The sequence below is a fragment of the Caenimonas aquaedulcis genome (genome assembly GCF_015831345.1).
In the GTDB taxonomy this organism is placed as follows: Bacteria; Pseudomonadota; Gammaproteobacteria; order Burkholderiales; family Burkholderiaceae_C; genus Ramlibacter; species Ramlibacter aquaedulcis.
In genome coordinates, this window is record NZ_JADWYS010000001.1 from 2,337,718 (window position 1) to 2,362,994 (window position 25,277).

The 25,277-nt window shown below is 69.8% G+C and carries 17 protein-coding genes and 1 pseudogene; 14 read left to right on the forward strand and 4 right to left on the reverse strand.

Features of this window, described 5'->3' with window-relative positions; genetic code table 11:
• Positions 1 to 5 precede the first annotated feature (5 nt).
• The 5 genes from I5803_RS11240 (at position 6) to I5803_RS11260 (ending at position 7,762) form a co-directional block, all read left to right on the forward strand.
• Positions 6 to 3,896, forward strand: a complete 3,891-nt coding sequence (locus I5803_RS11240) for a cadherin domain-containing protein (RefSeq protein ID WP_196986447.1) — start codon at positions 6 to 8, stop codon at positions 3,894 to 3,896.
• A 6-nt stretch (positions 3,897 to 3,902) separates the two neighbouring features.
• On the forward strand, positions 3,903 to 4,862 hold the full coding sequence (locus I5803_RS11245; RefSeq protein ID WP_196986448.1) for an NUDIX domain-containing protein: 960 nt from the start codon (positions 3,903 to 3,905) through the stop codon (positions 4,860 to 4,862).
• Positions 4,863 to 4,924: 62 nt separating this feature from the next.
• Positions 4,925 to 5,800, forward strand: coding sequence for a peptidylprolyl isomerase (locus I5803_RS11250; RefSeq protein ID WP_196986449.1), 876 nt, complete (start codon positions 4,925 to 4,927; stop codon positions 5,798 to 5,800).
• A gap of 112 nt (positions 5,801 to 5,912) precedes the next feature.
• Positions 5,913 to 6,257, forward strand: coding sequence for a hypothetical protein (locus I5803_RS11255; protein ID WP_196986450.1), 345 nt, complete (start codon positions 5,913 to 5,915; stop codon positions 6,255 to 6,257).
• 2 nt (positions 6,258 to 6,259) lie between these two features.
• Positions 6,260 to 7,762: a RecQ family ATP-dependent DNA helicase gene (locus I5803_RS11260; protein ID WP_196986451.1), complete on the forward strand. Its 1,503-nt coding sequence runs from the start codon at positions 6,260 to 6,262 to the stop codon at positions 7,760 to 7,762.
• A 12-nt stretch (positions 7,763 to 7,774) separates the two neighbouring features.
• Here the strand turns inward: I5803_RS11260 and rocF are convergent, their stop codons facing one another.
• Together rocF and I5803_RS11270 are read right to left on the reverse strand one after the other, a co-directional pair.
• A complete protein-coding gene (gene rocF / locus I5803_RS11265; protein WP_231402390.1) occupies positions 7,775 to 8,683 on the reverse strand; it encodes an arginase in 909 nt (302 codons plus the stop codon).
• The gene (locus tag I5803_RS11270; RefSeq protein ID WP_196986453.1) at positions 8,680 to 11,373 is read right to left on the reverse strand and encodes an excinuclease ABC subunit UvrA; all 2,694 of its coding nucleotides are present in this window, start codon (positions 11,371 to 11,373) and stop codon (positions 8,680 to 8,682) included. Before I5803_RS11270 ends, rocF begins: the two co-directional genes overlap by 4 nt.
• A 133-nt stretch (positions 11,374 to 11,506) precedes the next feature.
• Here I5803_RS11270 and I5803_RS11275 point away from each other — a divergent pair, with 133 nt between their 5' ends.
• From I5803_RS11275 to I5803_RS11305, 7 genes are all read left to right on the forward strand, one after another.
• On the forward strand, positions 11,507 to 12,532 hold the full coding sequence (locus I5803_RS11275) for an NAD-dependent epimerase/dehydratase family protein (RefSeq protein ID WP_196986454.1): 1,026 nt from the start codon (positions 11,507 to 11,509) through the stop codon (positions 12,530 to 12,532).
• A gap of 1 nt (position 12,533) precedes the next feature.
• The gene (locus I5803_RS11280; protein WP_196986455.1) at positions 12,534 to 13,601 is read left to right on the forward strand and encodes a dihydrodipicolinate synthase family protein; all 1,068 of its coding nucleotides are present in this window, start codon (positions 12,534 to 12,536) and stop codon (positions 13,599 to 13,601) included.
• Positions 13,602 to 13,701: 100 nt separating this feature from the next.
• The gene (locus I5803_RS11285; RefSeq protein ID WP_196986456.1) at positions 13,702 to 14,712 is read left to right on the forward strand and encodes a Bug family tripartite tricarboxylate transporter substrate binding protein; all 1,011 of its coding nucleotides are present in this window, start codon (positions 13,702 to 13,704) and stop codon (positions 14,710 to 14,712) included.
• A 6-nt stretch (positions 14,713 to 14,718) separates the two neighbouring features.
• Positions 14,719 to 15,282, forward strand: coding sequence for a tripartite tricarboxylate transporter TctB family protein (locus I5803_RS11290; RefSeq protein ID WP_196986457.1), 564 nt, complete (start codon positions 14,719 to 14,721; stop codon positions 15,280 to 15,282).
• A 15-nt stretch (positions 15,283 to 15,297) separates the two neighbouring features.
• On the forward strand, positions 15,298 to 16,830 hold the full coding sequence (locus I5803_RS11295) for a tripartite tricarboxylate transporter permease (protein WP_196986458.1): 1,533 nt from the start codon (positions 15,298 to 15,300) through the stop codon (positions 16,828 to 16,830).
• A gap of 19 nt (positions 16,831 to 16,849) precedes the next feature.
• Positions 16,850 to 17,701, forward strand: coding sequence for a sugar phosphate isomerase/epimerase family protein (locus tag I5803_RS11300; protein WP_196986459.1), 852 nt, complete (start codon positions 16,850 to 16,852; stop codon positions 17,699 to 17,701).
• Positions 17,698 to 19,110, forward strand: a complete 1,413-nt coding sequence (locus I5803_RS11305) for an enolase C-terminal domain-like protein (RefSeq protein ID WP_196986460.1) — start codon at positions 17,698 to 17,700, stop codon at positions 19,108 to 19,110. Before I5803_RS11300 ends, I5803_RS11305 begins: the two co-directional genes overlap by 4 nt.
• Here I5803_RS11305 and I5803_RS11310 read toward each other — a convergent pair whose 3' ends face one another.
• Both I5803_RS11310 and I5803_RS11315 read right to left on the reverse strand, forming a co-directional pair.
• Positions 19,111 to 20,424, reverse strand: coding sequence for a hypothetical protein (locus I5803_RS11310; protein ID WP_196986461.1), 1,314 nt, complete (start codon positions 20,422 to 20,424; stop codon positions 19,111 to 19,113).
• Positions 20,425 to 20,506: 82 nt separating this feature from the next.
• Entirely contained in the window at positions 20,507 to 21,514 is a 1,008-nt protein-coding gene (locus I5803_RS11315) for an asparaginase (RefSeq protein ID WP_196986462.1), read from the reverse strand.
• 59 nt (positions 21,515 to 21,573) lie between these two features.
• Here I5803_RS11315 and I5803_RS11320 point away from each other — a divergent pair.
• Both I5803_RS11320 and I5803_RS11325 read left to right on the forward strand, forming a co-directional pair.
• Positions 21,574 to 23,403: pseudogene (locus I5803_RS11320) on the forward strand (carboxyl transferase domain-containing protein); the annotation flags it as partial.
• A 22-nt stretch (positions 23,404 to 23,425) separates the two neighbouring features.
• Positions 23,426 to 25,276, forward strand: coding sequence for a sensor domain-containing diguanylate cyclase (locus I5803_RS11325; RefSeq protein ID WP_196986464.1), 1,851 nt, complete (start codon positions 23,426 to 23,428; stop codon positions 25,274 to 25,276).
• Position 25,277: the final 1 nt, after the last annotated feature.

Below are 25,277 nucleotides of genomic sequence, written 5' to 3' on the forward strand. Positions count from 1 at the left end.
ACACCATGAGCAACGATCCGCGCAAAGAGAAGGTGGCGGAGAACGCCGCGCCCGGCACCGCCATCTACAAGGTCCCCGGGGGCAGGAGCGGGCCGGCGAACTACGCACTGACCGGTGCGGACGCCGCCCTGTTCGACATCTCCGCAAGCGGCATCCTCACCCTGAAGGCGCCCGCGGACTTCGAGACGCAGGAGAGCTACAGCGTGACGGTGGTCACGACGCGCGACGGCAAGACGACGAGCGAGTCGCTCCTGGTGTCGGTGGTCAACCTCAACGACACGCCGCCGCAATTCACGTCCGGGCCCACGGGGCACGTCGACGAGAACGCGGCGCCCGGCACGGTGATCTACACGGCTGCGGCGGTGGATCCCGATCATTTCAAGGGCGACATGCGCTACAGCCTCGGCGGCGCGGACGCGGGGCTGCTGCGCATCGACGCCGTCACGGGGGCGGTCACGCTGCTCGCCTCCGCGGATTACGAAGCGAAGGCCAGCTACCGCTTCGACGTGATCGCGAGCGAAGGCGCGAGCGCCACGGCGCAAGCGGTCGTGGTGATGGTCGGCAACCTGGACGACAACGCGCCCGTGTTCACCTCGGGCGCGACGGGCACCGTCGCGGAGAACGCGCCCGTCGACACGCCGATCTACAGCGCGACCACGACGGACCCCGACCAGCTCGGGGCGCCGACCTATTCGCTGGGCGGCGCCGACGCGGCGCTGCTGGACATCTCCGCCGCGGGCGTCGTCACGCTCAAGACACCCGCCGATTTCGAGGCGAAGGCGAGCTACAGCTTCGACGTGATCGCCAGCGACGGCGCGCACGTCACGACGCAGGCCCTGGTCGTCGACGTCACGAACGTGGCTCCCGCCGTCGGCAGTGTCGCGATCACCTCGGCCAGCGGCGCGTCGAACGGCATGCTGAACGCGGGCGACGTCGTCGAAGTCACCGTCACCATGACGGAGCCGACCACCGTCACCGGCACGCCCCACCTCGCGCTGAACATCGGCGGCGAGACCGCGCAGGCGGCGTACGTGTCGGGCAGCGGCACGTCCTCGCTGGTATTCGCATACACCATTGCCGCCGGGCAAACCGATGCGAACGGCATCGGCATCGACGCGGACAGCCTCGTCCTCGAGGGCGCAACGCTGGCCGACGGCACCGCGCCCGCGGACCTTGCGCACGCCGCCGTGCCGGACAACGCGGCCTACATGGTCGACACCACGGCGCCGACGCTGTCGATCTCGAGTTCGGCCGACACACTGGCCACCGGCGGCACGGCCACCATCACCTTCACGTTTTCCGAGGACCCGGGCGCGAGCTTCACGGACGCCGACATCGCCGTCACCGGTGGCACGCTCGGCCCCCTGGGCGGCAGCGGCCTGACGCGCACCGCCACCTTCACCGCGACCGCGAGCGCGACGCTCAGCACCGGCGCGCACATCTCGGTACTGCCGTCCAGCTTCACCGATGCCGCTGGCAACGCAGGCGACGAGGGGTCCGGTGCGCCGCAGGTGGACATCGCGACCGTCTTCAACCACGTGCTCTTCGTCGGCAACAGCGCGACCTTCGCGCGGGTCGATCCCGTCATGTCGTACAACACCTACGACCCCGTGACCAACCCCGACGGCGTGCACGACCTCACCTCGCCCGAGCGCGGCGGCAGCTTCGCCAACCTGACCGGCTCGAACCTGTACGAGCCGCACCCCTGGGGCGGCGTCCCCGGCCTGGTCGACCGGTTCGCCAAAGAGGTGGGGCTCAACTACGACGTGTCCATCTCCGCGCGCAATGCCGCCACGCTGCAGGGCCACTACACGAACTCCTCGCCGGCAGGCTGGGACCTGCGCGGGAACATCGCGAGCAAGGACTGGGACATCGTCGTGCTGCAGGACCAGACGGACGAGCCGCTGCCCGGCGGCTCGGGCAGCATCACCTTCGCGCCCGGCAGTTCCACCGCCAGCCTGATCGTCACGCCCACCGGCGACGCGGTGCAGGAGTACGACGAGACGCTCGCGCTCACGCTCGCTGCCGCCGGCGGCTACCGCGTGGGCACCAGCGGCGCGATCACGACGACGCTGCTCAACGACGACCCGACCGCACCCGTGAGCAACCCCGCGCTGCCGACGGTCACGCTGGTCGCAAACCCGGGCTCCGTCGCGGAGGACGGCACGGGCAACCTCGTCTACACCTTCACGCGCACCGGCGCGACGACGAGCGACCTCGTCATCAACTTCACGGTGTTCCGCGACGGTTCGACCTCGCCGTCGGTCTCCACCACCATCTCCTCCAGCCAGGACCTGGAGATGTACAACACCACCACCGGCGCGTTCTCCGCGACGGGCGGCAGCAGCACCTCGCCCTACCGCTTCACCAACGGCGGCGGTTTCGCGACCAGCGGCAGCACCGGCGTGAACACGACGACCGGCAGCGTCTCCTTCACCTCCAACACCGGCACCATTGTCATCAAGGCGGGGCAGACGTCCGCCAGCCTGACGATGGACCCGCATGCCGACACCGCCATCGAATCCGACGAGTCGATCAAGGTCACGCTCGTGCATCCTTCCGCCGGCGCCGACTACAACATCGGCACCGCGGGCCCCGTCACCGCGACGATCGTGAACGACGACTTCGCCGCGGGCGTGGACACGAGCCTGCCGAACGTAACGCTCGCACTCAGCAGCGCCGCCAGCACCTACGAGAACGCGGGCCAGCAGCTCGTCTACACCTTCACGCGCAGCGGCAGCACCGCGAACGCGCTGACGGTGAATTTCAACGAGTCCGGCACCGCGACGTACTTCGCGAGCGACCCGTCGAAATCGGATTTCGGCATCACGACCACCGGCGCGACCGGAGCCACGCTCGTCACCACGTCCGGCGCCAACGCCGACATTCCCGGTTTCGAGAAGTACGCGACGCTGATCGAGAACTACATCCACACCGGCGCGGCCGATTCCATCACCGTCCCGGGCACGACGATCCCGGCCAACGTGAATGCCGACCTGGCGACGGACGTGTACCTCTACGCCACCTGGGCGCGTCCCGACATGATCGCGGGCGCCTGGGACGAAGTGACCGACAAGACCCTCGTCACCTCGGGCCCCAACGCAGGCGCGTATACCGGCACGGGCTCGATCACGCAGTCGTCGACCCAGGCGACGGCCTACTTCCTCACGCTCGAAGGCATGAGCAGCGCCCTTACCTATGCGTACACGCATCTCGCCGCGGTGAACCCCGACTTCGCGGGCGTGGCGCCGGTGAGCACGGCCTTCATGACGGCGGTGCAGAACGGGCTGGCCGTGCGCGATCCCTACACCGAGGCATCGACTTCCAGCGTGGCGACGGGCAAGGTCGACCTGTGGTTCGACGACAACCTGCACGCAAGCAAGTACGGCTCCTACCTCGCGGGACTCACGCTGTTCGAAACGCTGACGGGCCTGGACGCGCGCGCTTTGGGCGCGGGCGACCAGGTCGCGGCGGACCTGGGCATCGACGCGGCGACCGCCGTCGCGCTTCAAGGCGTCGCCTCCGCGACGCTGGGGTTCGACCCGTCCCATCACTGGTCCGCACCCGGCGCCGTGGATGACCTGGGCGGCAGCAATGCTTCCGCCACATTGGCCACGGCTGGCGCCTTCACTTTCGTGGACGCGAGCTACACCGCCCACAGTGTCACGGTGCAGTCGCAGGCAGGCAATCTCGGCACGCTCACGGCCAGCGTTCGCTCGGACGGCCACGCGGGCCAGGTCAACTGGCTCTATACCGTGGACAATGCGGTGGCCGATCCGCTGCTCGCCCCCGGGGCGCAGCGGGAAGATCGCTTCACGGTGCTGCTCGACGACGGGCATGGCCACGTGAGCGCGCAGATCATCGGCATCGACCTCCACGGCACACCCGAGACCTGACACCTCATGACCCACACCAGCCGCTACGCCCGCCACGAGATCGAGCGCAGGTGGCTGGTGGACCCGGCGGCGGCGGCGAGTCTCGCGCACGGCCCCGCGCGCACGATCGACGACCTCTACCTCACGGGCACGCGCATGCGCCTGCGCAAGGTGACTTCGAAGGAGGATGCGCCCGTCTTCAAGTTCGCGCGCAAGGAGCCGGTGCCCGGCTCGCCCTATCCCTCGATCACCAACTTCTACCTGTCGGCGCAGGAATACGAAGTCCTCGCGCGCCTGGGCGGCTGCCGCGTCACCAAGCAACGGTACCGCGTCGCCGGCGGCGCGCTCGACATCTACGGCGCGGGCCGCGCGCCGGCCGTGTTCGAAACCGAGTTCGACTCCCTGGAATCGGCGGCGCAGTTCGTCGCGCCTTCCTTCGTCGGCGAAGAGATCACCGGAGACGACGCGTTCTCCGGGGCATCGCTCGCCGCCGCGCTCGACACCGCGGCCGTCGGCGCGGGTGATGAACTGCGCCACCGCATCTCCGCCGGCGTCCTGGTGGAGGACGGCCAGGAGAGGGTGCTGCTCGTGCATTGCGTGCGGGAGGGCGTCTACGACTTCTGGGTGGCGCCGGGCGGCGGGGCGATCGGAACCGAAGACCTGCTCGCCACGGCCAAACGCGAGGCCTTCGAGGAATGCGGCCTGCACGTGCAGGCGCAAACGCTCGCCTATGTCGAGGAATTCCACAACCCCACCACGCGGTTCTGCAAGCTGTGGTTCACCGCGAAGGTCACCGGCGGCGCGCTGGACACCACGGGCCGGCTCGCGACGCTGGAATTCATCACGGAAGCCGCATTTTTGAGCCGCGAAGAAATTGCCGCGCGAATGGTGTTTCCGGCGCTGCTGGGCGATGCGTACTGGCGCGACAAGGCCGGGGGGTTCGCTTCGCCGAGGTATGTCGGTATCCGACCGATGGCCTTCTGGTGATTCGCGAACCACTGCAGCTCAAGCACAATGCGGGCTTCGCCCGACTTCATCCCCTTCGTTTCATGATGTCCCTCTTCACGAGCCTTCGCGCCCTCCTCCTCGTCGCCGCCCTCGCCGCCTTCGGGTCCGCGCAGGCGAACACCATGGTCCGCCTGCACACGATCCTCGGGCCGATCGACATGAGCTTGCTGGACAGCGAAGCGCCGCGCACCGTCGCCAACTTCCTGGCCTACGTGCGGGCCGGCGACTACACCGACGACTTCATCCACCGCAGCGCCTGGCTCACCTCGCCGGCGACACCCTTCGTGATCCAGGGCGGCGGCTACCTGTGGACGGACAAGATCTACGCCATCCCGTCGCGCGGCAACCTGCTGAATGAATTCAGCCCGACGCGCTCGAATGTGCGCGGCACCGTCGCCATGGCCAAGGGCTCCACGCCGGACAGCGCCACGAGCCAGTGGTTCATCAACATGGGAAACAACGCCGCGAACCTCGACAACCAGAACGGCGGCTTCACCGTGTTCGCGCGCGTCACGGCGCCGAGCATGGCGGTCGCGGACCGCATCGCGAACCTGCCGCGCGTCAACGCCGGCTCGCCCTTCACCGAACTGCCGGTCTACAACCTCGTCAACTCGACGACGGTGACGCGCGACAACGCCGTCCTCATCACGGAAGTCACCGAGTTCCCCGCGGTGCAGACCACGAGCGACCGCATCTTCAATTACCTGGAAGCGAACTTTCCGCAGTACGCGCAGCCGTCCAAGGCCTTCACCGGCCAGGCACAGGGCTACGACTACCGCTACTACAGCGGCACGAACGTCTACGTGGGCACGAAGGACGGCCAGGTCTGGTACCTGCTCGGCGCCGGCGACGGTGTCGCGCACTCGCTGGGCACGGTCGCCGACTGGCTGGCCGTGGCGCAGGGCGCAGGTTACTGAGCAGCAACCGGCCTGCGGGTAAGGCCCGTCCCACAGCACAGGTCCGCAGGGGACGACGCGCGGCACGCGCCGCGCACCGCACAGTGGTGTCAACGCATAGCAAGGACACCCCATGGCATACAGCAGCATCCTGGGCGCGGAGCCCGCGCCCGCCCTTCCCACCGGCCGCGACGCCGGCATGCTCGGCCCGAGCGACAACTCCGACTCCGGCAGCGACACGATCGGCACCCACGAGGCCCACGCGGACAGCGACTCCGTCGGCACCGGCGAGCGCGGATCGGTCGAGGCCGATGACCGCGAAGGCGGCGACATCCTGCCCGATCGCGTGGTGCGCATGGGCGAAGGCACTGACCTCGTCGACGACGTGGCGGATGCGGACGAATTCACCGACCTCGACGCGGGCGACGCCAGCGCCGAGCTCGACCCGGACGCGCCCGCCGGTACCGAAACGCTCTGACGATGCCGGCACGTCGCAAGACGCCGGCTCCGTCCGCGCGCAAGGTGCGCGCCACGCTCGAGGAGGTCTTCGGCCTGGACCGCCTGCGCGCGGGACAGCAGGCCGTGATCGACCGGGTGCTGGCCGGGCAATCGACCCTCGCGATCATGCCCACCGGCGCAGGCAAGTCCCTGTGCTACCAATTGCCCGCGGTGCTGCTTTCCGGCCGCACGCTGGTCGTCTCGCCGCTGATCGCCCTGATGAAGGACCAGTGCGAAAGCCTGCGCGAGCTCGGCATCAAGGCGGTGCAACTCAACAGCGCGGTGGACTCCGACGAGCAGCGCGCCGCGCTGGCGGCCGTGGAGGACGGCTCCGCGCGCATCGTCATGACCACGCCCGAGCGGCTGGCAGAGCCGGGCTTCGTCGAGGCGATGCAGGCGCATGAAGTCGGCCAGCTCGTGGTGGACGAGGCGCATTGCATCTCGCAATGGGGGCACGATTTCCGGCCCGCCTTCCTGGGCATCGGCGATGCGCGCAAGGCGCTGGGCAATCCAACCGTTCTCGCGCTGACCGCCACGGCGACCGAGGAAGTGGCCAGGGATATTTGCAGCCAGCTCGGGATTCCCGCGGCCGGCATCGTGCAGACCGGCAGTTTCCGCCCGAACCTCGGCCTGCAGGTGGAGCCGGTGGCGCGCGAGCAGGACAAGCTCGAACGCGCGGTGGCCTTCGTGAAGGAGCATGAAGGCAGCGGCCTCGTCTACGCGGCGACCGTGAAGGCCGCGAAGCTGGTGCACGAAGCACTGCTCGCAGCCGGAGAATCCGCGGGCCTGTACCACGGCAAGCTCGCTGCCGCGGAACGCTCGGCGGCGCAGGAAGCCTTCATGGCGGGCGAGGTGCGCGTGATGGTCGCCACCAACGCGTTTGGCCTCGGCATCGACAAACCCGACATCCGCTTCGTGCTGCACTACCAGATGCCCGCGGGGCTGGAAGCCTATTACCAGGAGGCCGGGCGCGCCGGCCGCGACGGCGACGCCGCCGACTGCTCGCTCCTGTTCCTGCGCGCGGACAAATCGGTGCAGCAGTTCTTCCTCGTCGGGCGCTATCCCGGCGCGGACGATGCGAAGGCGATCTGCAACGCGCTGGCCGAGCCGCCGCCGGAAGGCGACACATGGACCCTGCAGACGCTGCAGGGCCGCACGGCCTGCCCGCGCGGCAAGCTGCAGGTGGCGCTCGGGCTGCTGCGCAGGAAGAAGATCGTCGCGCAGGACGCGAAGGGCATCCGCCTGCTGCGCGCCGACGTGAAGGCCGCCGAGCTCGAAGCGCTCATGACGGCCTACGGCAACAAGCGCGACCAGGACCGCGAAGGCCTGGAGCGCATGGTGTCCTATGCGGAAACGGGCTCGTGCCGATGGCGCCTGCTGCTCGAGCACCTGGAGGGCGACGCGCCCTTCGAGCGTTGCGAAAGCTGCGACAGCTGCCGCCGCATCGCCGCGCACGAGCAGGAACTGGAACGGGCCGCCGCGTAGCGACGGGGCGGCTCAACGCGCGAGCGTGGAGGCGCCGAACAGGCTCGCGATGAATTCCACCGCCAGTTCGGCGGTGCGGTTGCGCACGTCGAGCGCGGGGTTGATCTCCACCACGTCGAGCGAGGAGAGCCGGCCGGTGTCCGCGATCATCTCCATGCACAGCTGCATCTCGCGGTAGGTGGGCCCGCCGCGCACGCCCGTGCCCACGCCGGGCGCATCCGCCGGGTCCAGGCAATCGAGGTCGAAGCTCACGTGCAGGTGCGTGTCGTCGTCGACATCCTGCAGCACCTCGATCATGGTGTTGCGCATGCCGTGCTCGTCCAGGTGCCGCATGTCGAAGACCTGCAGGCCGAGGCGGCGGATGGTCTGCTTCTCGTCGTTGTCCACGCTGCGGATACCGATGAAGTCGATGTCCTCCGGCGTCAGCGCCGCGGGCTGGCCGCTCCAGCCGATCAGGGGCTTCGGCCCGTAGCCCAGCAGGCAGGACACGGGCATGCCGTGCACGTTGCCCGACGGGCTGATGGTTTCGTTGTTGACGTCCGTGTGCGCGTCCAGCCAGATGACCCGCAGCTTCTTCTTCGCGTAGCGGCAGTGCCGCGCGATGGCGCTGATGGAGCCGATCGCGAGGCAATGGTCGCCGCCCATGAGGAGCGGCGTCTGGCCGGCGGCGAGCACCGCCGCCACACGATCGAACACCGCGCGGTTCCAAGCGACGACTTCCTCGAGGTGGCGCACGCCGCCCTTGGGCTCGGTCCAGGGCGTCGGCGGCCCGGCGAGGTTGCCGTGGTCGATGACGTTGAAGCGGTGGTCGCGCAGCATCTCGAACAGGCCGGCGACGCGCAAGGCGTCCGGCCCCATGCCCGCGCCCCGCACGCTCGCACCCACGTCCGTGGGCGCGCCGATGAGGCTGACTGTCTTCATGCCCGCGATTGTGTCAGGCATTGCGCCAGGTACGGTGCAGTGCGGCTGCCCTTTGCACGCGCGACCTCCTGCGGACGCCCCTGCGCGACGATGCGCCCGCCCTCCTCGCCCGCGCCGGGCCCGACGTCGATCACCCAGTCCGCCTGCGCCGCGACGCGCATCTCGTGCTCGACCACGATGACCGTGTTGCCCGCATCGACCAGTCCGTTGAGCTGCACCAGCAAACGGTCCGCGTCGCGCGGGTGCAGGCCGGTCGTCGGCTCGTCCAGCACGTACAGCGCGTCGCCGCGCTGTGCACGCTGCAGTTCCGTCGCGAGCTTGATGCGTTGCGCTTCGCCGCCCGACAGCTCGGTGGCGGGTTGCCCCAGCCGCAGGTAGCCCAAGCCGATGTCCTGCAGCACGCGCAAGGGCCGCGCGATGGTGGCTTCGCTGTCGAAGAAGGCCGCGGCCTCGTCGACCGTCATGCCCAGCACCTGCGCGATGGACTTGCCGTTCCACTCGACTTCCAGCGTCTGCGCGTTGTAGCGCGCGCCATGGCATTCGGGGCACGGCGCGTACACGCTCGGCATGAAGAGCATCTCGACGGACACGAAGCCCTCGCCCTCGCAGGTCGGGCATCGGCCCTTGGGCATGTTGAAGGAGAAGCGGCCCGCGTCGTAGCGGCGGCGTTTGGCCAAGGGCGTCGCCGCGTAGAGCTTGCGCACGGCGTCGAAGAGGCCCGTGTAGGTCGCGAGGTTGGAGCGCGGCGTGCGGCCGATCGGCTTCTGGTTGACGTTCACCAGCCGGCGGATGCGGCTCGCGCCTTCCGCGATGCGCCCGCTCGTCGGCGCGGTGGTGTCCGCGCTGTCGAGGGCGGGCGGCTCGTCGTCATGTTCCTGCGGCGCCTCGCTGCCCAGGTGCGCGCACACGAGGTCGATCAGCGCCTGGCTCACCAGGCTCGACTTGCCGGAGCCGGAGACGCCGGTGACGACGGTGAAGCAACCCAGAGGAAACGCGACGTCCAGATCGCGCAGGTTGTTGCGGGTCACGTCTTCCAGCCGCAGGTGGCCCTTCGCGTCGCGCGGTGCGCGGTCGGGAGGCGCAACCTCGCCGAAGAGGTGCTCGCGCGTGCGCGACGCCGCCACGGCGCGCAGCCCTTCGGGCGGCCCGCTGTAGAGCACCTCGCCGCCCTGCTCGCCTGCGTCGGGCCCGACATCGACCAGCCAGTCGGCGCGCTTCATCACCGCGAGGTCGTGCTCGACCACGAAGAGGGTGTTGCCGGACGCTTTCAGCCGGTCGAGCGCATCGAGCAGCGCCTCGCCATCCGCGGGATGCAAACCCGCGGAGGGCTCGTCGAGCACATAGACGACGCCGAAGAGGTGCGAGCCGAGCTGCGTCGCGAGGCGCAGCCGCTGCAGCTCGCCGGGCGACAGCGTGGGCGTGCTGCGCTCCAGCGAAAGGTAGCCGAGCCCGAGGCGCTCCAGCGTGGCGACGCGCGCGAGCGTGTCCTTCGCGATACGCTGTGCGGCGATCACCTTTTCCTCCGAGAGGTTGGGCGTGCGCCGCACGTCGGGCGCGGCCGCATGCGCGCTGCCGCCCTGGGCCACGCGCTCCTTCACGGCCTGCTTCGCGGCGGCGCGCGCGAGCACGGCCTTGTCGCCCCCGCCGGACATCGTGCCTTCGGCGGCGGGGCGCAGCAGCTGCGCGACCTGCGAGAGCGGCAGGCGCGAGAGCTCCCCGATGTCCAGCCCCATGAAAGTCACGGACAGCGCCTCGCGCTTGAGCCGCTTGCCCTCGCACACCGGGCACAGGCTCGCCTCCATGTAGCGCGACACGCGCTTTTTCATGAGCGCGCTCTGCGTCGTCGCGAAGGTGTTGAGCACGTAGTTGCGCGCGCCGGTGAAGGTGCCCATGTAGCTGGGCTCCATCTTGCTGCGCAGCGCGGCCTTCGTCTCCTTGGGCGTGAAGCCGGCGTACACAGGCACCGTCGGCGTCTCGTCGGTGAAGAGGATCCAGTCGCGGTCCTTCTTCGGCAGGTCGCGCCACGGCGTGTCGACGTCGTAGCCCAGCGTGACGAGGATGTCGCGCAGGTTCTGGCCGTGCCAGGCCGGCGGCCAGGATGCGATCGCGCGGTCGCGGATCGAGAGGGAATCGTCGGGCACCATCAGCTTCTCGGTGACCTCGTAGACGCGTCCGAGGCCGTGGCAGCGCGGGCACGCGCCCTGCGGCGTGTTGGGCGAGAAGTCCTCCGCATAGAGCATCGGCTGCCTGGGCGGATAGGTGCCGGCGCGCGAATAGAGCATGCGCAGCAGGCTGGAGATCGTCGTCACGCTGCCGACGGACGAGCGCGCGCTCGGGGTGCCGCGCTGCTGTTGCAGCGCGACGGCGGGCGGCAGGCCCTCGATCGAATCCACCTCGGGCACGCCCGCCTGGTCGATCAGGCGGCGGGCGTAGGGCGACACGGATTCGAGGTACCGGCGCTGCGCCTCCGCATACAGGGTGCCGAAGGCCAGCGACGATTTGCCGGAGCCCGACACGCCGGTGAACACGACGAGCGCGTCGCGCGGCACATCGACGCTCACGTCCTTGAGGTTGTGCGTGCGTGCACCGCGCACCTGCACGAAGCCGCGGCCGATGCGCTGCGCGAGGGGCACGCCGGACTCGTCAGGGGTACCGCCGGATGAGCTGGGGAGAGTGCGGTCTCGGGCCATCGAACCACCCTAACACCATTCGCCCTGCACGCAAGTCGGATGAAGGCGATTCCCGGGGCGCTGCGACGCAGTGCCTTCGTCTTAAGCACTCGCCGCATTGAACGGATTTCACCAGCTGGTTAAAGTGACCCGCATGCCCAACCTGCCCGACCGTTTCGATGACGTCCGCCATCTCGAAGAGGTGATGACGCAACCCTCCGAAGCCCTGCAACGCGAGCTGGCGCGCGTCCCGGGCGACATCATGATCCTCGGCGTGGGCGGCAAGATGGGCCCGACGCTCGCGCGCATGGCCAAGCGGGCCGACCCGTCGCGGCGCGTCATCGGCGTCGCGCGCTTCTCGCAGGCCGGGCTGCGCGAGGAACTGCAGCAGCACGGCATCGTCTGCATCGAGGCCGACCTGCTCTCGCGCGAGCAGCTGCAAAAGCTCCCCGACGTGCCCAACATCGTTTTCATGGCGGGCCGCAAGTTCGGCAGCACGGGCAGCGAATGGCTGACCTGGGCAATGAACGCGCACGTGCCCGCTCTCGTGGCCGAGCGCTTCGCCGCGTCGCGCATCGTCGCCTTCTCGACGGCCTGCGTCTATCCCTTCGTCGCCACCTCGGGTAACGGGGCCGGGGAGGACGTGCCGCCCACCGCGCCTTCGGGCGAATACGCCAACTCCTGCGTCGCCCGCGAACGCATGTTCGAACACTTCTCCCATGAACTCGACACCGCGGGACGGCTGATCCGCCTGTCCTACGCGATCGACATGCGCTACGGCGTGCTGCACGACGTCGCGCAGAAGGTGCGCAGGCGCGAGCCGATCGATCTCGCCATGGGCCACGCGAACGTCATCTGGCAGGGCGAGGCCAACGACTGGGCCTTGCGCGCGCTGGCGCACTGCGACACGCCGACCTCGCCGCTGAACGTGAGCGGCCCGAAGATCAGCATCCGCGACGTCGCGACGCGCCTGGGCGAACGGCTGGGCGTCGCACCCGTGTTGACCGGGCAGGAAGCACCGACGGCATGGCTGGTCGACTGCGCGGAGGCGTTCCGGCTGTTCGGCCCGCCGCAGGTGTCGCTCGATCGCATGCTGGACTGGACGGCGGACTGGGTGCAGCGCGGCGGCGACAGCCTGGGCAAGCCCACGCACTACGAAGCGCGCGACGGGAAGTACTGAGATGCACTGGCGCGACATTCCCCCCGATTCGCTCGCCGTGCTGCGCCGGGGCGCGGTGATCCCGGCCCACCTGCTTGCACTCGATGCGGCGCGGCTGCTCGATACACGCCGCCAGCGCGCGATGACGCGCTATTACCTGGACGCGGGCGCAGGTGGCGTCGCGGTCGGCGTGCACTCGACCCAATTCGCCATCCGCGAGGTCGGCCTGTACCGGCCGGTGCTCGAGCTGGCCATGCAGACCGCGCGCGAGTGGACGCCGATCGGCGGCAAGCGCCCGCTCTTCATGGTCGCGGGCCTCGCGGGCCGCACGGACCAGGCGGTGCGCGAAGCGGAGACCGCGCGCGGGCTCGGCTACCACGCGGGCCTGCTGAGCCTCGCGGCGATGAAGGGCGCGAGCGAGGACGAGATCGTCGCGCATTGCAGCGCAGTCGCGCAGGCGATGCCGCTCGTGGGCTTCTACCTGCAGCCTGCGGTCGGCGGCATCCACCTGCCCGCGAGCTTCTGGCACCGCTTCGCGCAGATCGACAACGTGATCGCGATCAAGATGGCGCCCTTCAACCGCTACCGCACGCTCGACGTGATCCGCGGCGTGGTCGCGGCGGGCGCGGAAGAGCGGGTGACGCTCTACACCGGCAACGACGACCACATCGTCATGGACCTGCTCGCGCCCTTCACGTTCATGCGCGACGGCCAGGCCGTGACCGTGCGCATCCGCGGCGGCCTGCTCGGCCACTGGAGCGTGTGGACCCGGCGCGCGGTGGAACTGCTCGATCGCATCCACGCGGAAGTTGCCGCGGGGCGGATCACGCCGGAGTTGCTGGCGCTCGATGCGCAGGTCACCGATTGCAACGCGGCGCTGTTCGACGTGGCGCACGACTTCCACGGCTGCATCGCCGGCTGCCACGAAGTGCTGCGCCGGCAGGGCCTGCTGGAAGGAACCTGGTGCCTCGATGCGAACGAAGGATTGAGCGCGGGGCAGGCGGAAGAACTGACACGCGTCACTCGCGACTACCCGCACCTCGTCGACGACGCCTTCGTCGCGGAACATCGCGCGCGCTGGCTGGCGTGAACGCGCCCGACCCCGGGCAAACCGTATTGACAGCGAAAACCCGAGCCCGTAGAGTCCATTCAATTAACCGTTTAGTGAATTAACCCTCCCTGGAGACACCATGCACAAGCGCCATTTCCTGAAAGCCGTCTCGGTGGCGGCCGCCGCCCTCGCCCTGTCCGCACCGGCCCTGGCCCAGCAGTGGAAGCCCACACGGCCGATCAACCTGATCGTGCCGTGGGCCGCGGGCGGCTCCACCGACCAGGTGACGCGCGTCACCGCGGCCGAGCTGGAGAAGGCGCTCGGCCAGACCATCGTGATCGTCAACCAGCCCGGCGCGTCGGGCGCCATCGGCACCAAGAGCGCGCTCGATGCGGCCAAGGACGGCTACACCTGGACGGCCGGGGCCGCACAGGACCTGGGCACCTACCAGACGCTCGGCTCGGTCAACACCAGCATCAAGGACTGGCACCTCTTCCTCAACGTCGCCAACATCCAGGTGATCGGCGTGAACCCGAAGACGCCCTACAACAACGCCAAGGAGTTCCTCGATGCGATGAAGGCCAAGCCCGGCCAGGTCAGCGTCGCGACCGCGGGCGTGACGTCTGCCGGCCACAACGCGATGGAGCTGATCAGCAAGGTGACGGGCGTGAAATACAAGCACGTCACCTACGACGGCGGCAACCCGGCCGTCGTCGCCGTGGTGGCCGGTGAAGCCGACGCCACGACGCAGCTCGCGGTCGAGCAGGCCGACATGATCCGCGGCAAGCGGCTGCGCCCGCTCGCCGCCGTGAGCGACAAGGCGCTCGAGCTCGAGGGCTACGGCACGATTCCGCCGCTGTCGCAGACGCTGCCCGGCTTCACCGCGCCCGCCAACTACTTCGGCATCTTCATTCCCAAGGGCGTGCCGGACGACGTCGTCAAGACCGTCGAACGCATCTGGAACGAGCAGATCACCAAGAGCGACGCGCTGAAGAAGTACGCGGCGAGCCGCGGCGCCCTGTTCGCGCCGCAGTCCGGCGATGCCGCGCAGAAGGCCGTGTTCCCCGCGATCCAGGCCAACGCCTGGGTGCTGTTCGAAGGCGGCAAGGCGAAAGTGTCTCCGGACACCGTCGGCATTCCCAAGCCCTGAGCGGCGATGACGCCCGACCACAGCGCAGCCGCGCCGCCTGACGGCGCGGCGCAGGACGACGCGCCCATCCCGCCGCGCTCGGACCTGAAGGACGCGATCGGCTGGACGGTGCTGGGCATCGCCGTGCTGGCCGGCTCGCTCTCGATGGACCGGCTCGAGCGGCAGAGCATCAACCCGTACACGATCCCCGGCCTGCTGCCCGCGCTGCTCGGGATCGTGATGATCCTGCTGGGCCTCGTGCTCGGCCTGCGCAGCTGGCGACGCGGGGCGTTCACCACGCCCCTGCTCCCCGCCGGGCCGGACGAGCGCGAGCAGCGCCTGCGCATCGCCGTCGTGCTCGCGCTGTGCGTCGGCTACGGCGTCGTCCTCATCGGCCACGGCATCCCCTTCTGGGTGGCGTCGACGATCTACGTGACGGCCTCCATCCTCGTCATGCAGCGCATGAGCCGCGATCCGCAGGAGCGCGAACTGAATGTGCGCGTGTGGGCCAAGGCGCTCGTGATCGGCGCGGCGACTTCCGTCATCACGCAACTCGCTTTCCAGGAACTGTTCCTGGTGCGCATGCCCTGAAGCGAAACGAATCCCATGCAAGGACTCCAAGACCTCGGCCGCGCCTGGCTCAGCTTCATGGACCCCATGACGCTGCTGTACGGCCTGGGCGGCGCATTCGTCGGCATCGTGATGGGCATCCTGCCCGGGCTCTCCGCGACGCTCGCGATCGCGCTGCTCACCACGCTCACCATCAAGCTGCCGGCCAACCAGGCGATCCTGGTGCTGATCTGCTCCTACGTCGGCGCGCTGTACGGCGGCTCGCGCACCGCGATCCTGCTGAACATCCCCGGCACCGCCGCGAACGCGGCGTCCTGCGCGGACGGCTACGCACTCGCCAGGCAGGGACAGGCCGGCCGGGCGATCGGCATCGCGACCTCCGGCGCCTTCGTCTCCACGCTGCTGGGCGTCGTATGCCTCGCGCTCTTCACGCCGCTGCTCGCGGAAGTCGCGCTGTCCTTCGGCGCCTTCGAATTCTTCTGGCTCGCCCTCTTCGGCGTGACGATGTCCGGCAGCATCGTCGGCCATGACCCGCTCAAGGGCTGGCTGATGGGCCTGCTCGGCCTGTTCATCGCGCAGATCGGCCAGGAGGGCCTGTACGCGTACGACCGCTTCACCTTCGGCTGGGACGAACTCTCCGGCGGCTTCTCGCTCATCCCCGCGCTGGTCGGCGCGTTCGGCCTGGCCGAAGTGCTCACCACGCTGGCCGACCCCATCGAGCGCAAGATGGTGGAGATGCGCGATTCCGTGCTGCCGCGCTGGAAGGAGATCATCCAGTACAAATGGACGGTGCTTCGCTCCGGGATCATCGGCGTGCTGACGGGCCTGCTGCCGGGCGTGGGGGAGGACGCGGGCGCGTGGATGTCCTATGCCGCCGCGAAGGCCGTGAGCAAGGAGCCGGAGAAATTCGGCAAGGGCTCCATCGACGGGCTCATGGCCGCGGAGACGGGCGACATGTCCTCGATCCCGGGCCACATCATTCCCTCGCTCGCGCTCGGCATCCCGGGCTCCGCGCCGTCGGCGGTTCTGATGGCCGCGATGATCATCCACGGCGTGCAGCCCGGGCCGATGCTGATGATCCAGCATCCGCACTTCATCTACGAAGTGGTGGCGATGACGACGCTCGCATCCATCACCATCCTGCTGTTCGGCCTCTTCGGCGTGCGGCCGCTTCTGCACATCCTCAAGGTGCGCCGCGCGATCCTCATGCCGATCGTGTTCGTGCTGTGCGTGGTCGGCGCTTTCGCCACGGCGTCGCGCCTGTTCGACGTGTACGCGATGCTCGCGATCGGCATCGTCGCCTTCTTCCTGCGCCGGCGCGGCTACGAGATGGCGCCGCTGGTGCTCGGGATGGTGCTCGGTCCGCTGCTCGACAAGAGCCTGCGACGCGGCCTCGTGCTCTCGGACGGCAGCCTCGGGCCCTTCTTCAGCCGGCCGATCTCGCTGGCGTTCGCGGTGGTGACGATCTTCACCATCCTGCTGTATGTGCCGCCCTTCAAGGCCGCCGTGAACCGAGTGACCGGTGCGATGGGCGCGGGCATCCGCTCCCTGTTCGCACGCCGCGCCTGAAGCGCGCCACAATCGATTCATGAAATTCGCGCTCTGCAACGAGGTGCTCCAGCCCATGGCCTTCGCGCGGCAGTGCGTGACGGCCGCCGCGCTCGGCTACGACGGGCTGGAGGTCGCGCCTTTCACGCTCGCGGAAGACCCGATGCAGATCGCCGACGCGCAGGCGCGCGCCTACCGGCGCATGGCGGAAGACCAGGGCCTTGCAATCACGGGTCTCCACTGGCTGCTGGTCGCGCCCGCAGGCCTGTCCATCGTCGATGCCGACCCCGCCGTGCGCGCGAGGACGGTGTCGGTGATGCGGCGCCTCACGGAGCTGTGCGCGCTCATGGGCGGGCAGTACCTCGTGCACGGATCGCCCAAACAGCGCTCGGTGCCGGACGGCAGCACGCGCGGGGAAGCGCTGGCGCGCGCACAGGAGTGCTTCGCGCAGGTGGCGGACACGGCGCGCGACCTCGGCCTGGTCTACTGCATCGAGCCCCTGTCGCCGCGCGAGACGGACCTCCTCAACACGGTGGCCGAAGCGGCGGCGATGGTGGATGCGATCGGCTCGCCCGGTGTGCGCACGATGATCGACTGCAGCGCGGCGGGTCAAGCGGAAGCCCAGGCGGTCCCCGAGTTGATGGCGCGGTGGATCCCTTCGGGCCACGTCGCGCACGTGCAGGTGAACGACCCGAACCGCCGCGGCCCCGGGCAGGGCGAGATGCGCTTCGCGCCGATCCTGCAAACCCTGCTGCGCCTGCAGGCGCAGGGCGACTACGACGGCGTGGTGGCGGTCGAGCCCTTCGACTACGTGCCCGACGGCCCCGGCTGCGCAGCGCGCGCGATCGGCTATCTCAGGGGCATCCTGGAAGGGCTGGAGCCCGCAGCATGACGCCACCGGTCGCGTTCCGCATTCGCGAGATCGAGTTGTTCGAGCGGCCCGTGGTGCTGCGGCTGCCGTTCCGCTTCGGCGTGGTCACGCTCACCGAATGCCCGCAGGCCTTCGCGCGCGCGCACATCGAATTCGCCGACGGCCGCAGCGGCTGGGGCGCGGCCGCCGAGATGATGGCGCCCAAGTGGTTCGACAAGAACCTCGCGCTGTCCAACGAAGACAACTTCGCCCAGCTGCGCGAGGTGTTGCGCATGGCGCGCGAGGCCTACCTGTCGGACCCGGCGCCCGCCACGGCCTTCGGCCATTTCGCGCGGCACCACGACGTGCACCAGGCCGCGAGTGCGCAGCGCGGCTACAACCCCCTGCTGGCCAGCTACGGCCCCGCGCTGGTGGATCGCGCCGTGCTCGATGCGCTGTGCCGCGCGCGGGGCGTTTCCTTCTACGCGGCGATGGCGGGCAACCTGCCCGGCGTGGGAGAAGGCCGGCTGGAATTCGCGGGCCTGGACGTCGGCGGCCTCCTCGCCGCCTCGCGGCCGGCCCCGGAGATCGAGGCGCGCCATACGGTCGGCCTGCTCGATGCGATCACCGCCGCGGACCTCACGCACCGCGTGGACGACGGCCTGCCCGAAACGCTCGAGGAAGTGATCGCGGCGTACGGCCATCGCTATTTCAAGCTGAAAGTCAACGGCCAGGTCGATGCGGACCTCGCGCGGCTCGAGGCGATCGCGTCCGCGCTGGACCGCGCGGCCCCACCGTACTTCGCCTCGCTGGACGGCAACGAGCAGTACGAGGACGCGCAGGCCGTCGCCGGACTCGTGCAGGGCATCCAGCGCCGCCCCGCGCTGGCGCGCCTGTGGCGCTCCATCCTCTTCATCGAGCAGCCCATCGCCCGCAAGACGGCGCTGGAGAAAGACCTGCGCGGCGCGCAGCTGGGCAAGCCGGTGATCATCGACGAGTCCGACGGCGAACTCGACACCTTCCTGCGCGCCCGCGCGCGCGGCTACGACGGCGTCTCCTCCAAGACCTGCAAGGGCCTGTACAAGTCCATCCTGAATGCAGCACGCTGCGCGGCGTGGAACCGGCAGGAAGGTGCGGCCCGCTACTTCATGTCCGCGGAGGACCTCACGACGCAGGCCGGGCTCTCGGTGCAGCAGGACCTGGCGCTGGTCAACCTGCTGGGCATCCGTCACGTGGAGCGCAACGGCCACCACTACGTCAACGGGATGGCCGCGCAATCGCAGCGCGAGCAGGACGCCTTCCTCGCGGCCCACCCGGATGTGTACGAGCGCAGCCACGGCGCGGTGCGGCTCGCGATCCGGGACGGCCGCATCCGCATCGCGTCGCTCGCGCGCGCCGGCTACGCGAGCGCCGCAATGCCGGACTTCGCGGCGATGCGGGTGCTCGCCTGATCAGGTGTATTCGAGGCCCTGCAGGATCAGGGTGTTCAACCCGATCTGCGTGGCGTTGAAGGTCGTTTCCGCGGCCAGGATGCCCAGCTGCGCCTCGGTGTAGCTGCCGTTGTCCAGCAAGGCGACATAGCCGGCGATCGTCGAGGGCGTCATCGCGCCGCCGACCACGTTGCCGTACAGCAGCGTGACGACATCGTTGTGCGAGTGCACCGCGCCCAACCGCACGTTGAGCGCGAGCTGCATCAGCGCGTCGTAGCCCATCCCGCCGTCGGCGTACGACAGGCCGATGCCGACGTAGGCGCGATTGGTGACGGAGGGTCCGTCGAACACGGCGCCCAGGATCTTGGCCACCATGCCCGCGTTGCCGGAAAGGTCCAGCGCGACGTTCTTGTCGATGAAGTGCAGGCGCTCGACATCCAGCAGGGTGTCGATGCCTTCCTCGGGGTTCTTGTCGGTGACGGTGAAGCCCGTGTCCGTCTTGGCCAGCGTGTAGTTGAAGCGCTGCTGCAGGTACATCGCGGTGTCGATGCCGGGGCCGCCGTCCGCCGTGTCGTTGCCGTAGGCGCCGGTGAAGCTGTCGTTGCCCCCGAAGCCGTAGATGCTGTCGTTGTAGATCGTGCCGGCGAGCGAGTCGTTCGCGGCTGTCCCCGCGACGATGTTCGCGTAGGGCGACATGCGCACGGCGAAGGGCACGCCGTTCGCGAGAAGCGTGTCGCCGGAGACCACGAGGTTCGGAATGTCGCCATGGGCGTCGGAGAAGCCCCACTGCCCGTCCGTGTTGGCGAGGGTTTGCACGGCGAGCGCGCCCGAGGCCGGGTCCCACGCGTAGGTGCCCCATTCCATGCCGCTGTCGCCGGTGGGGTCCTTCGCGTGGCTGCCCTTGTCGGCCAGGAGGTAGGTGCCGTCGGCGAGGAAGGTGAAGACGAGCTTTTCGGAGCCGCCGGTCGTTTGTGCGGAGAACCAGGAGCCGACGATCGAGCCCGGTGAGGTCAAGAGGCGCGGCACCAGCACCGGGTCGTTGTCGCCCGTCAAGGTCAGGATGTCGCCCTGGACCTGCGCGCCGGTGATGTTGCCGTCCGACAGGCCCCAGGTGCCGTCGGTGTTGACGGTGAACACGAGGTTCAGCGTGCTGCTGAGCGAGTCCCAGGTGTAGGTGCCGTATTCCAGCCCGTTGAAGCCGCTCGGCTCGCGCGAGCTCGTGCCCTTGGTCGCAACCAGGAAGGTGCCGTCCGCGAGAAAGGAATAGCAGATCTGGTCCGTCCCCCCGCCGGGGTTGGATGCATACCAGCTGCCGACAATGGATCCGACTGCCATGGGCCCGCTCCTCTTCGATATGGATGAGGCATCCTAACGCGGGGTGCGCGCGAGCGCCAGCGCGGTAATCCGGATGCGGCGCTCAGGCCACGAACTGCAGCGAGAACGCGGGCTTGCGCTCGCCGACCTGCGTGCCGCGCGCGTTGGCGATCGCCTCGCTGCGCCACGGCCGCAGTTCGTCGCGCTGGCGCGCGTCGAGCCAGCCGAGCTGGTCGAGCACCGCCACCGTCGCCGCGTTGACGGCGAGCTTGTTGCCGTCGGAGATCTTCAGCGCGAAGGCCTGTCCGCGGCTGCGGCTCGCGAAGGCCTGCATGCCGTCGGCGCCCGCCTTGGTGACCCAGTCGCCCCGGCCCGCGCGCATGAAGGCCTGGTCGCTGCGGCCGGTGCCGGAGACGAGGTCGGGATGCGCCGTCATCGCGTCGGCGAGCTGCGAGAAGCTCTCGCCGAATTCGCCGTCGGCCTCGCCGCTCGCGAGGCGCGCGTAGCCACGCGCGAGATGCGCCAGCGGCACCGCGTAGTTGGGCGCGGAGCAGCCGTCGGTGCCGGCCTTCAGGTCTTCCGGCGCGAGGCCCACCGAGCGCGCGACGTCGCGGCGGATCGCCTGCTGCAGCGGATGCCCCGGCGCGAGGTAGTTGGCCACCGGCCAGCCCTGCTGCACGCAGTGCGCGAGAAAGCCCGCGTGCTTGCCGCTGCAGTTGTTGTGCCGCTCGTCCACCACCGCGGGCGCCGGGCCGACACCCGCCTCGACGTAGTAGGGCATGTGGCAGCCGCACTGCAGCGTCTTGTAGGTCAGGCCCGATTTGTCCAGCATCGCCTCCACGTTGGCGACGTGCATCGGCTCGCCGCTGTGGCTCGCGCACATCATCGCGACGTTCTCGCGCGTGAAGCCGAAGAGCTTCGGGCCGCCGGCCTGCATGAAGGGAAGCGCCTGCAGCGCCTTGAGCGTGGAGCGCGTGAAGACCGTGCGCATCGGGTCGCCGGCGCTCGCGAGCAGGCGGCCCTGCGTATCGACCAGCGCGACGGCGCCGAAGTGCGTGGATTCCAGCGTGCCGCCGCGGTACAGCTCGATGAGGGGGACGAGGGAAGTCATGGGGGGATTATCTTCTGCGGCTTGCGCGTCCGGCCGTCAAAATTCCCGACAATCCCCTCATGACTGACCTTCGCGCACCCCTGCAGGCCCAACTGGTGGAATGGCAAGTCGCGCCGGGCGCGACCGTGCGGGCGGGACAGGTCGTGGCCATCCTCGAAGCGATGAAGATGGAGCACGAAGTCCGCGCCACCGAAGATGGCGACGTCATCGAACTGTTCTTCGAGCGCGGGGACATCGTGGACGAAGGCGACGTGCTCGCGCGCCTGGCACCGGTGGCTGCGCACAAGCCGCAAGCACCGCGCGCCGACCCCGGCATGGAAACGGCGAGCGCGAACACGAATCCCCGGCCCGACCTGCAGCGCGTCATCGACCGCCACGCGCTCACGCTCGACGCCGCGCGCCCGCAGGCCGTGCAGCGCCGGCGCGAACGCGGGCAGCGCACCGCACGCGAGAACGTCGCGGACCTGTGCGATGCGGGCAGCTTCGACGAGTACGGCGCGCTCGCCGTCGCCGCGCAGCGCAGCCGGCGCAGCGAGGACGACCTGATGCGCAACACGCCCGCGGACGGCATGGTGACGGGCGTCGGCAACATCAACGGCGCGCTCTTCGGGCCGGAGAAGTCCCGCGCCGTCGTGATGGCGTACGACGCCACCGTGCTCGCCGGCACGCAGGGCATGCGCAACCACCAGAAGACCGACCGGATGCTGGGCCTCGCGCTGAAGAACCGCTGGCCCGTGGTGCTCTTCGCCGAGGGCGGCGGCGGAAGGCCGGGCGACACGGACATGCCGGTGGTTGCGGGCCTGCACGTCGGCACCTTCGCGGGCTACGCGCGGCTGAACGGCCAGGTGCCCGTTGTGGGCATCGTCTCCGGGCGCTGCTTCGCGGGCAACGCGGCGCTGCTCGGTTGCAGCGACGTCATCATCGCGACGGAGGACAGCAACATCGGCATGGGCGGGCCGGCCATGGTGGAGGGCGGCGGGCTGGGCAGCTTCGCGCCCGAAGCGATCGGTCCCGCGCGCGTGCAACACGGCAACGGCGTCATCGACGTCCTCGTGGCCGATGAAGCGGCGGCCGTCGCCGCGGCGCGGCAATACCTCTCCTACTTCCAGGGGCCCGTCAAGCACTTCACCGCGCCCGATCCGTTGCTCCTGCGCGACGTGGTGCCCGAAAACCGCCTGCGCGCCTACGACACGCGCGCCGCGATGTCGGGGCTTGCGGACACCGGCTCGCTGCTCGAGCTGCGCACGGGTTTCGGCGCAGGCATCCACACCGCGCTCGCCCGCATCGAAGGCCGCCCGTTCGGGCTCCTCGCGAACAATCCGCTGCACCTGGGCGGCGCGATCGACGCGGACGCCGCGGACAAGGCCGCGCGCTTCATGCAGCTGTGCAACGCGCACGGCCTGCCGCTCGTGAGCCTGGTCGACACGCCCGGCTTCATGGTGGGGCCGGACATCGAAGCGCGCGCGCAGGTGCGCCACGTGAGCCGCATGTTCGTCGCGGCCGCCCACTTGCGCGTGCCCTACTTCTCCGTGGTGCTGCGCAAGGGCTACGGCCTGGGCGCGATGGCCATGACGGCCGGGGGCTTCCACGAACCCGACTTCATCGCGGCCTGGCCGACGGGCGAATTCGGCGCGATGGGGCTGGAAGGCGCCGTGAAACTGGGCTACCGCAAGGAGCTCGAAGCCGCCGCGCCGGGCGAAGGGCGCGACCGGCTCTACGAGCAGCTGGTGGCGCGGCAATACGACAACGGCCAGGCGCTGAACATGGCCGCCACGCTGGAGATCGACGCGGTGATCGACCCCGCGCACACCCGGGCCTGGCTCGCGCGCGGCCTCGCCGCCGCCCGCCGCGCCCCGGGCGCCCCGGGCGCCAGCGTGGACACCTGGTAAATCCCCGGGCATCATGGGCCCCGTGGAGTTTGCCCGTCCCACCGCATCTACTCGCTCGATCGCGAAATTCTTCCTGCTGCTGATCGCAGCCTGCCTCTGCGCAGCCGCGCAGGCGGCGTCGCACGGCGCCGCGCCTTCGGTCCCCGCCATCCACCTCGCGCCGGGCGCCGGCCCTTATTCGCTCTCGGCCCTGCCGCAGGTGCTCGCGCCGCGCGGGGCGCTCACCTTCGCCGACGCCGCCGCAGGGCGGCTGGGCGGCCATCCCGAGCAGCCCGACGGCGTCACGGTGCCCTTGTCCGAGAAGGACGAGCTGTGGATCCCGCTGCGCCTGCACAACGCTTCCGACCAACCCGCGACCTGGCAATTCCAGGTGCCGCAGCCCTCGATCGATGAAGTCACCCTGTACGAATCGCGCAACCGCCGCTGGAGCGAAAGCAGCGCCGGCGACCGCGTCCTCCAGTCGCAATGGCCGCGGCACGGGCGCTATGCGCGATTCGAGATGCGTTTCGAGCCGCGCGAGACGCGGCAGTTCGTGGTGCGCGTGCGCAATGCCGTGCCGGCGCCCGTGCCCACCCGCCTCGTGACGGATGCGGCCGGCGAGGAGGCCGAGCAGCGCGCCGGCATCGGCTTCGGTTTGGTGCTGGGCATGCTCGCCCTGCTGGTCGCGGCCTGCTTGGTGCAGGGCGTGGTCTACCGGGATTCCGCCTACCTCCTCTACGGCGCCTACGCGCTGCTGCTCGGCTTCGCCTTCTCCGCGATCTCCGGGCTCACGACGCAGTACCTCTGGGGCGACGCGATCGAGTGGGCGGACGTCTCCAAGGCCGTCTTCCCGGTCGCGGCGGCCGGCGTGTCGGTGTGGCTCGTTCGGGCGCTGTGCCGCGTGCGCACGCGCGGCATGACGCTGTCGAACGGCTCGGCCGTGATCGGTGGCGGCGTGATCGCGGTGGCCGTGGCATTCGCGGTGCTGGGCGTCGTCCTGCCGCCCGTGATGGCGGTGGCGATGGGCGCCGCGGCGCTCACGGTGCTCGCGATGGCGCTGTGGACCTGGCGCCGCGGCGACCCGGTGGGCCTGTGGGTCTTCATCGCGCATGCGCCCCTCATCGGGCTCACGCTGCTCGTGATGCTGCGCATGTTCGGCATCGCGCCCTTCGAGTTCGACTCCAGCGTGGCCACTTCGCTCGCCATCGGCGCGATCCTGCCGCTGCTGCTGTACGCGCTGCACCAGCGCTCGCGCGAATTCCTGGCGGTGCAGGAGCGCGCGCGGGAGATGCCGTCGATCGATCCGCTCACCGGCCTGCTCGCGCCGCGCATGTTCGCGGACCGCGTGCGTGCCGCCGTGCGCCGCTGGCAGCGCAGCCGGCACAACGCGGCGGTGCTCTACATCCGCGTCACCAACTACCCGCGCATCCGCGAGACGCACGGAAGCGCCGCCGCCGAGCAGACGATGATCCGCGCGGCGATCCGCCTGCAGGGCCTCATGCCGGACGCCGACTGCATCGGGCGCGTGAGCGAGAACACCATCGGCCTGATCGTGGAGACCGTCACGATGCGCGCCGCGCTGATGGAGCGCGCGTCGCGGCTCGTCGCGCACGGCCTCATGCCGCTGAAGGACCTGGTGCCGGAGATCATCCTGAACCTGCACGTGGTGGGCAACGTGCTGTCGGAAAACCCGCTGGAAGCCCCGGCCCTGCAACAGGCGCTGGAAAACGACCTCGCATCGATGTCCGCGCGCACGCGCCGGCCGATCCGTTTCCTGGAGGCCGGCGTGAGCCGGGCGGCGGAGGCCGAGGCGGACGACCAGGAGCTCGAAGCCCCGACCCAGATGCTGGGCGGCACCGCCGACTCCTGGGCCCAGTCCGTGCCGAATCGCTGAA

Coding starts and splice junctions, on each gene's coding strand:
- I5803_RS11260 (WP_196986451.1), top strand. CDS start 6,260: ATGCCGGCACGTCGCAAGACGCCGGCTCCGTCCGCGCGCAAGGTGCGC.
- I5803_RS11290 (WP_196986457.1), top strand. CDS start 14,719: ATGACGCCCGACCACAGCGCAGCCGCGCCGCCTGACGGCGCGGCGCAG.
- I5803_RS11240 (WP_196986447.1), top strand. CDS start 6: ATGAGCAACGATCCGCGCAAAGAGAAGGTGGCGGAGAACGCCGCGCCC.
- I5803_RS11310 (WP_196986461.1), bottom strand. CDS start 20,424: ATGGCAGTCGGATCCATTGTCGGCAGCTGGTATGCATCCAACCCCGGC.
- I5803_RS11250 (WP_196986449.1), top strand. CDS start 4,925: ATGATGTCCCTCTTCACGAGCCTTCGCGCCCTCCTCCTCGTCGCCGCC.
- I5803_RS11315 (WP_196986462.1), bottom strand. CDS start 21,514: ATGACTTCCCTCGTCCCCCTCATCGAGCTGTACCGCGGCGGCACGCTG.
- I5803_RS11270 (WP_196986453.1), bottom strand. CDS start 11,373: ATGGCCCGAGACCGCACTCTCCCCAGCTCATCCGGCGGTACCCCTGAC.
- I5803_RS11300 (WP_196986459.1), top strand. CDS start 16,850: ATGAAATTCGCGCTCTGCAACGAGGTGCTCCAGCCCATGGCCTTCGCG.
- I5803_RS11305 (WP_196986460.1), top strand. CDS start 17,698: ATGACGCCACCGGTCGCGTTCCGCATTCGCGAGATCGAGTTGTTCGAG.
- I5803_RS11295 (WP_196986458.1), top strand. CDS start 15,298: ATGCAAGGACTCCAAGACCTCGGCCGCGCCTGGCTCAGCTTCATGGAC.
- I5803_RS11285 (WP_196986456.1), top strand. CDS start 13,702: ATGCACAAGCGCCATTTCCTGAAAGCCGTCTCGGTGGCGGCCGCCGCC.
- I5803_RS11245 (WP_196986448.1), top strand. CDS start 3,903: ATGACCCACACCAGCCGCTACGCCCGCCACGAGATCGAGCGCAGGTGG.
- I5803_RS11275 (WP_196986454.1), top strand. CDS start 11,507: ATGCCCAACCTGCCCGACCGTTTCGATGACGTCCGCCATCTCGAAGAG.
- I5803_RS11280 (WP_196986455.1), top strand. CDS start 12,534: ATGCACTGGCGCGACATTCCCCCCGATTCGCTCGCCGTGCTGCGCCGG.
- I5803_RS11255 (WP_196986450.1), top strand. CDS start 5,913: ATGGCATACAGCAGCATCCTGGGCGCGGAGCCCGCGCCCGCCCTTCCC.
- rocF (WP_231402390.1), bottom strand. CDS start 8,683: ATGAAGACAGTCAGCCTCATCGGCGCGCCCACGGACGTGGGTGCGAGC.